The sequence below is a fragment of the Streptomyces aurantiacus genome (assembly GCF_001418335.1).
GTDB lineage: Bacteria > Actinomycetota > Actinomycetes > Streptomycetales > Streptomycetaceae > Streptomyces > Streptomyces aurantiacus.
In genome coordinates this window covers 1-5,661 of sequence record NZ_LIPP01000184.1, presented here as the reverse complement: position 1 = coordinate 5,661, position 5,661 = coordinate 1, and the positions used below count along the sequence as shown (strand labels likewise).

At 70.0% G+C, this 5,661-nt stretch carries 1 protein-coding gene; it reads left to right on the top strand.

All coding sequences use genetic code 11. The annotated features are described in order from the left end of the window. Positions 1 to 666 precede the first annotated feature (666 nt). Positions 667 to 5,598, top strand: a complete 4,932-nt coding sequence (locus AOK01_RS23955; RefSeq protein WP_055515071.1) for an NAD-glutamate dehydrogenase — start codon at positions 667 to 669, stop codon at positions 5,596 to 5,598. Positions 5,599 to 5,661 lie beyond the last annotated feature (63 nt).

The window sequence follows — 5,661 nt, the reverse complement described above, 5'->3', positions numbered from 1 at the left end:
GGTGTGGGTGTGGGTGCGGGTCGGTGGGGGCTTGTCGCGCCGTTCCCCGCGCCCCTTAAAGACTGCGCAGTTCCCCGCGCCCCTCGGAGGACTGCGCCGTTCCCCGCGCCCCTGAAGGACCGCGCCGTTCCCCGCGCCCCTCGGAGGACTGCGCCGTTCCCCGCGCCCCTGAAGGACCGCGCCGTTCCCTGCGCCCCTCGGAGGACTGCGCCGTTCCCCGCGCCCCTGAAGGACCGCGCCCTTCCCCGCGCCCCCAAACGACTGCGCTCCTTGGCGCGCGCGGGGGGCTAACTGTGCAGAGTGTCAAAAAGGTGGTTCCTCTTTTGTACATATGCGGCACATGACGAGGGCCCCCGTGGGAGCGATAGCCTTGGCACGTGATCAGCGCGATATGTCGCGGGGGCGTCGTCGCCCCTGCCCTGCGCCCGGACCGCACGGACGACATCCGTGACCGGGCGGTCGCTGGTCTTCGCGAGCGGGCAGCCGCGGAACAGGCACCGAGAGCAGCGTCACACCCTCCGGAGCCGTCAAGAATGGCCGATAACGCCCCGCTCATCTCTCATCGCGGCATAGCGTCGGATCAGACCGGACACCCCGCGTCGCGGCGCTACGTCACTTCACGTTCTACGACGTCGCGCAACGGCGCGCGACAGGAGCCAGGGGACAATGCAGACCAAGCTGGACGAAGCCAAGGCCGAGCTGCTCGAACGGGCCGCCCGGGTAGCTGAGAACAGCCCGGTAGGGGGGCACCTACCGACCGGGAAGACGGACGAGAGCGCCCTTGACCGGGACACATTGCTCGCGTTCCTCCAGCGCTACTACCTGCACACCGCCCCGGAGGACCTCGGCGACCGTGACCCGGTCGACGTCTTCGGAGCAGCCTTCTCGCACTACCGACTGGCCGAGAACCGCCCCCAGGGCACGGCCAACGTGAGAGTCCACACGCCGACCGTCGAGGAGAACGGGTGGACGTGCACCCACTCCGTCGTCGAGGTCGTGACCGACGACATGCCCTTCCTCGTCGACTCGGTGACCAACGAGCTGTCCCGGCAGAGCCGCGGCATCCACGTCGTGATCCACCCGCAGTTCGTCGTGCGGCGCGACCTCACCGGCAAGCTCATCGAGGTCCTCAAGGACCGGCCCACCGGCGACCTCCCGCACGACGCCTCCGTCGAGTCCTGGATCCACGTCGAGATCGACCGCGAGACCGACCGCGCCGACCTCAAGCAGATCACCGCCGACCTGCTGCGAGTCCTGTCCGACGCCCGTGAGGCCGTCGAGGACTGGGAGAAGATGCGCGACTCGGCGCTGCGCATCGCCGAGGAACTGCCCAAGGAGCCCACCGCCGACGACCTGCGCGACCAGGAGGTGGAGGAGGCCCGCGAACTGCTGCGCTGGCTCGCGGACGACCACTTCACCTTCCTGGGCTACCGCGAGTACGAGCTGCACGACGACGACTCGCTGGGCGCCGTCCCCGGCACCGGGCTCGGCATCCTGCGCTCCGACCCGAAGCACGGGGACGAGGAGAGCCACCCGGTCAGCCCGTCCTTCGAGCGGCTGCCCGCCGACGCCCGCGCGAAGGCCCGCGAGCACCGGCTCCTCGTCCTGACCAAGGCGAACAGCCGCTCCACCGTGCACCGCCCTTCCTACCTCGACTACGTCGGCGTGAAAAAGTTCGACGCCGACGGGAATGTGGTCGGGGAGCGGCGCTTCCTGGGCCTGTTCTCCTCCGCCGCCTACACCGAGTCCGTCCGCCGGGTGCCCGTCATCCGCCGCAAGGTCGCCGAGGTCCTGCGGGGCGCCGGGTTCTCGCCCAACAGCCACGACGGCCGCGACCTCCTCCAGATCCTGGAGACGTACCCGCGCGACGAGCTCTTCCAGACCCCGCCCGACGAGCTGCGGGCCATCGTCACCTCCGTGCTGTACCTCCAGGAGCGGCGCCGGCTGCGGCTCTACCTGCGCCAGGACGAGTACGGGCGCTACTACTCGGCGCTCGTCTACCTCCCGCGCGACCGCTACACCACCGGCGTGCGCCTGCGGATCATCGACATCCTCAAGGAGGAACTGGGCGGCACCAGCGTCGACTTCACCGCCTGGAACACCGAGTCGATCCTCTCCCGGCTGCACTTCGTGGTCCGCGTCCCGCAGGGCACCGAGCTGCCGCAGCTCAGCGACGCCGACAAGGACCGCATCGAGGCGCGGCTCGTCGAGGCCGCCCGCTCCTGGGCCGACGGCTTCGCCGAGGCACTGAACGCGGAGTGCGGCGAGGAACGCGCGGCCGAACTGCTGCGCCGGTACGGGAACGTCGTCCCCGAGGGCTACAAGGCCGACCACAACCCGCGCACCGCGGTCGCCGACCTGGTCCGCCTGGAACAGCTCGGCGACGGCCAGGACTTCGACCTCAGCCTGTACGAGCCGGTCGGCGCCGCCCCCGAGGAGCGCCGCTTCAAGATCTACCGCATCGGGGAGTCGGTCTCCCTCTCCGCCGTCCTGCCGGTCCTCAGCCGGCTCGGCGTCGAGGTCACCGACGAACGGCCGTACGAGCTGCGGTGCCCCGACCGCGCGTCCGCGTGGATCTACGACTTCGGTCTGCGGCTGCCCACGTCGGGCGGCGGCACCGGCGACCACCTCGGCGACGACGGCCGCGAGCGCTTCCAGGAGGCCTTCGCGGCGACCTGGACCGGCCGCGCCGAGAACGACGGCTTCAACTCCCTCGTCCTGAGCGCCGGACTGAACTGGCGGCAGGCGATGGTGCTGCGCGCGTACGCCAAGTACCTGCGCCAGGCCGGCTCGACCTTCAGCCAGGACTACATGGAGGACACCCTCCGCAGCAACGTCCACACCACCCGGCTGCTCGTCTCGCTCTTCGAGGCGCGCATGTCGCCCGAGCGGCAGCGGGCCGGTACGGAGCTGACCGACGCCCTCCTCGAAGAGCTGGACGCCGCTCTCGACCAGGTCGCCAGCCTCGACGAGGACCGCATCCTGCGTTCCTTCCTCACCGTCATCAAGGCGACCCTGCGCACGAACTTCTTCCAGGAGGCGGGCGGCGGCGTGCCGCACGACTACGTCTCCATGAAGTTCGACCCCCAGGCCATCCCGGACCTGCCCGCGCCGCGCCCGGCGTTCGAGATCTGGGTGTACTCGCCGCGGGTCGAGGGCGTACACCTGCGGTTCGGCAAGGTCGCGCGCGGCGGTCTGCGCTGGTCCGACCGGCGTGAGGACTTCCGCACGGAGATCCTCGGGCTCGTCAAGGCGCAGATGGTCAAGAACACCGTCATCGTGCCCGTCGGCGCCAAGGGCGGCTTCGTCGCCAAGCAGCTGCCCGACCCGGCGGTGGACCGCGACGCCTGGATGGCCGAGGGCGTGCGCAGCTACAAGACCTTCATCTCGGCGCTGCTCGACATCACCGACAACATGGTGGCCGGCGAGGTCGTGCCGCCCGCCGACGTCGTACGGCACGACGAGGACGACACCTACCTCGTGGTCGCCGCCGACAAGGGCACGGCGACGTTCTCGGACATCGCCAACGGAGTGGCCGAGGCGTACAACTTCTGGCTCGGGGACGCCTTCGCCTCCGGCGGCTCGGCCGGCTACGACCACAAGAAGATGGGCATCACGGCCCGCGGCGCCTGGGAGTCCGTCGAGCGGCACTTCCGGGAGCTGGGCGTCAACACCCAGACCGAGGACTTCACGGTCGTCGGCGTGGGCGACATGAGCGGCGACGTGTTCGGCAACGGCATGCTGCTCTCCGAGCACATCCGCGTGGTCGCCGCCTTCGACCACCGGCACATCTTCATCGACCCGCGCCCGGTCGCCGAGACGTCGTACGCCGAGCGGCGCCGGCTCTTCGAGCTGCCGCGCTCGTCCTGGGCCGACTACGACAAGGAGCTGCTGTCGCAGGGCGGCGGCATCTTCCCCCGTACGGCCAAGGCCATCCAGCTCAACAGCCACATCCGCGAAGCTCTCGGCATCGAGGGCAAGACCGCCAAGATGACCCCGGCCGATCTGATGCGGGCCATCCTCGCGGCGCCGGTGGACCTGCTGTGGAACGGCGGCATCGGTACGTATGTGAAGGCCTCCACCGAGACGCACGCGGACGTCGGCGACAAGGCCAACGACGCCATCCGCGTGAACGGCGCCGACCTGCGGGTCAAGGTCGTCGGCGAGGGCGGCAACCTCGGGCTCACCCAGCTCGGGCGCATCGAGTTCGCGCAGGCCGGCGGCAAGGTCAACACCGACGCCATCGACAACAGCGCGGGTGTGGACACCTCCGACCACGAGGTGAACATCAAGATCCTGCTCAACGCGGTCGTCCGGGACGGCGACATGACCGTCAAGCAGCGCAACAAGCTGCTCGCCGAGATGACCGACGAGGTCGGCACGCTGGTCCTGCGCAACAACTACGCGCAGAACACGGCGCTCGCCAACGCGCTCGCCCAGTCGCCGAGCATGCTCCACGCCCAGCACCGCTACCTGCGGCACCTGGTGCGCGCGGGCCACCTCAACCGGGCGCTGGAGTTCATGCCCACCGAGCGGCAGATCCGGGAGCGGCTGGGCGCCGGGCACGGGCTGACCCAGCCGGAGACGGCCGTCCTCCTCGCGTACACGAAGATCACGGTTGCCGACGAGCTGCTGCACACGTCGCTGCCCGACGACGCGTACCTGCGGAGCCTGCTGCACGCGTACTTCCCGACCGCGCTCGGCCGGCAGTTCGGCGAGCAGATCGACAACCACCCGCTGCGCCGCGAGATCGTTACGACCGTGCTGGTCAACGACACGGTCAACACCGGTGGTACGAGCTTCCTGCACCGGCTGCGGGAGGAGACCGGGGCGTCGCTCGAAGAGATCGTCAGGGCGCAGACCGCGGCCCGCGCGATCTTCGGCTCCAGCGCCGTGTGGGACGCGGTCGAGGCGCTCGACAACACGGTCGACGCGGGAGTGCAGACCCGGATCCGGCTGCACTCGCGCCGGCTCGTCGAGCGCGCCACGCGGTGGCTGCTCAACAACCGGCCGCAGCCGATCCAGCTCGCCGAGACGATCGACTTCTTCCGCGAACGGGTCACGCAGGTCTGGTCCGAGCTGCCCAACCTGCTCAAGGGCGCGGACCTGGAGTGGTACCAGCGGATCTACGACGAGCTGTCGGCGGCCGGGGTGCCGGCCGAGCTGGCGCAGCGGGTGGCCGGCTTCTCGTCCGCCTTCCCGACGCTCGACATCGTCGCGGTGGGTGACCGTATGGGCAAGGACCCGATGGGGGTCGCGGAGGTCTACTACGAGGTCGGCGACCGGTTGCGGATCACCCAGCTCATGGACCGGATCATCGAACTGCCGCGGGCGGACCGCTGGCAGTCCATGGCCCGCGCGTCCATCCGCGAGGACCTCTACGCGGCGCACGCGGCGCTCACCGCGGACGTGCTCGCCGTGGGCAACGGGAAGTCCACGCCCGAGCAGCGGTTCAAGGCGTGGGAGGAGCGGAACGTGGCGATTCTTGGGCGGGCGCGTACGACGCTGGAGGAGATCCGCGGGTCCGAGTCGTTCGATCTGGCGAATCTGTCGGTGGCGATGAGGACGATGCGGACGATGTTGCGGACGCATTCTTAGTCGTCTGCGGTAGTAGGGGGCACCCTGTGGTGGGGTGCCCCCGCTTTTTTCGCCCCCGCCGCC

What these genes read in the sequence shown, in the direction of transcription:
- AOK01_RS23955 (WP_055515071.1), top strand. Translation starts at nt 667, where the DNA reads ATGCAGACCAAGCTGGACGAAGCCAAGGCCGAGCTGCTCGAACGGGCC.